Source organism: Nostoc sp. CHAB 5715 (genome assembly GCF_020829685.1).
Classification (GTDB): Bacteria; Cyanobacteriota; Cyanobacteriia; order Cyanobacteriales; family Nostocaceae; genus Nostoc.
In genome coordinates this window covers 1-2,260 of record NZ_JAIVFR010001113.1, presented here as the reverse complement: position 1 = coordinate 2,260, position 2,260 = coordinate 1, and the positions used below count along the sequence as shown (strand labels likewise).

Here is a 2,260-nt window from a genome sequence, read left to right as displayed (position 1 = left end):
ATTTAGCAATATAATTAGCGATAGAAAATGTCGACACGGCCCCGCGAGTAATCAACAATTGTTTGACAATACTAATGATATCGATCAGTTCTGTGGGATCGGAGTCCAAATCTACCATGTTGGCGGCGGAAGCAGTAGTACCAACTGTGTTAGAACTAGTTGCTGAATTAGATTTTACTGGTATATATGCTGGAGGAATAGTAATCAAAGCTTATGGTGATTCCAACGGTCAACAACACTGGTTTGCTACTGATTCTTTTACCTTAGATTATTCTCTATTTTCCACCTCTGGACAAGCAGTTAAAGGGACATTTGCAGGAAGTGATTGGGATGAATCTGCTTATATAGCCAAAATCAGCGAAGCCAGAAAGCAACTCGAATTGCTTTCTCGCCCAGCGAAAGAATTACCACGGGGACAATACAAAACTTATTTTGCACCTGCTGCTGTTGGAGATTTATTAGCAATGCTTTCTTGGGGAGCAGTCAGCGAAGCTGATATCCAACAAGGAAACAGTGCTTTAGCTGCTTTATCGCGTCAAGAAAAACAACTTTCCCCAAGATTTAGTTTGAAAGAAAACTTTCAGAGAGGATTAGTGCCGCGATTTAATGAATTAGGAGAAATAGCAGCACCAGAGTTAACTGTAATAGAAAAAGGACATTTAGTAAATAGTTTGGTGAATTCTCGGACTGCTAAGGAATATCAAAAGATTGCTAACGGTGCTAATGGTTCAGAGACTTTACGAGCGCCAGAAGTGACTACTGGAAATTTAGTATTTGAGCAGATTCTTCCGAGTTTAGATACCGGATTATATGTATCTAATTTGCATTACTTGAATTGGAGCGATCGCCATACTGGTAGAATCACAGGTATGACTCGTTATGCTTGTTTTTGGGTAGAAAACGCAGAAATTCTTGCCCCCATTGAAAACTTACGTTTTGACGAAAGTCTCTATCGCTTTTGGGGAGATAAGTTAGTAGATTTGACCAATTTTCAAGAATTCATTCCCGAAGTAGGAACTTATGAAAGTCGTCAACTTGGAGGTAGTTTAGTTCCTGGTATGTTGGTGGAAGATTTTACATATACTTTGTAATCATCTGCTGACAGGAAATTAAAAGCCAACAGATAGAAATCGGCTCTATCGCTTCCTTTATAGTTCCTAGTATTAAATCCATACTTTTTTAAACCTGTTATTCTTATAGAGAAAAAATTTTACAGTTTTCCAACTTGGTATTTAATAGCGTAAGTCACTTTAGGCTCAGGGGAGCGATAGAACCGAGAAATCTTCCCTAAGAGGATGTTTGAAAAGTATTGGGCGGATAGAAATCGCTACTACACAAACGTTCGCGTAGCGTCCCGTAGAGAAGGGGGTTTCCCCCGTGAGCAACTGGCGCACGACTTATAATCGCCAGGGCTAGTAATAAATTAGACTTTACAAACATCCTCTAACGGAGAGGTGACATTGGAGCCAATGACAAACAAACTATTAAGCTAGAGCGACGTAGACATCAGCATTTCCAAAACCAACAATATCATTGCGACCATCGCCGTTGATATCGCCAAGTTGACGCGGATATTGGTTAAAGCTAGTCCATCCGCCATCAACGACAGAAAAATTATCGCTTTGAGCGACAAATATCGGACCGAAAGTGCCATTAGTTTGACCTAGAGCGGCGTAGACATCACTATTTCCAAAACCGACAATATCATCGAGACCATCGCCGTTAATATCAGCAAGCTGACGCGGATATTGGTTAAAGCTAGTCCATCCGCCATCAACGACAGAAAAATTATCGCTTTGAGCTACAAACAACGGACCGAAAGTGCCATTGCTTTGACCTAGAGAGACATAGACATCACTATTTCCAAAACCGACAATATCATCACGACCATCGCCGTTGACATCACCAAGCTGACGTGGATATAGGTCAAAGCTAGTCCATCCGCCATCAACCACAGAAAAATTATCGCTTTGAGCGACAAATATCGAACCGAAAGTGCCATTGCTTTGACCTAGAGCGACGTAGACATCACTATTTCCAAAACCGACAATATCATCGCGACCATCGCCGTTGACATCACCAAGCTGACGTGGATATTGGTTAAAGCTAGTCCATCCGCCATCAACGACAGAAAAATTATTGTCCTGAGCGACAAATATTGGACCGAAAGTGCCATTGCTTCAACCTAGAGAGACATAGACATCACTATTTCCAAAACCGACAATATCATCACGACCATCGCCGTTGACATCACCAAGCT

Annotated in this window: 1 protein-coding gene and 1 pseudogene; one reads left to right on the top strand and one right to left on the bottom strand. The window is 41.4% G+C overall.

The genetic code is table 11. The annotated features are described in order from the left end of the window. Positions 1–116: 116 nt before the first annotated feature. Positions 117–1,091 (top strand): annotated as a pseudogene (locus LC574_RS36575) (metallopeptidase TldD-related protein); the annotation flags it as partial. A 393-nt stretch (positions 1,092–1,484) separates the two neighbouring features. Here the strand turns inward: LC574_RS36575 and LC574_RS36570 are convergent. Further along, positions 1,485–1,955: a VCBS repeat-containing protein gene (locus tag LC574_RS36570; RefSeq protein WP_229458512.1), complete on the bottom strand. Its 471-nt coding sequence runs from the start codon at positions 1,953–1,955 to the stop codon at positions 1,485–1,487. Positions 1,956–2,260: the final 305 nt, after the last annotated feature.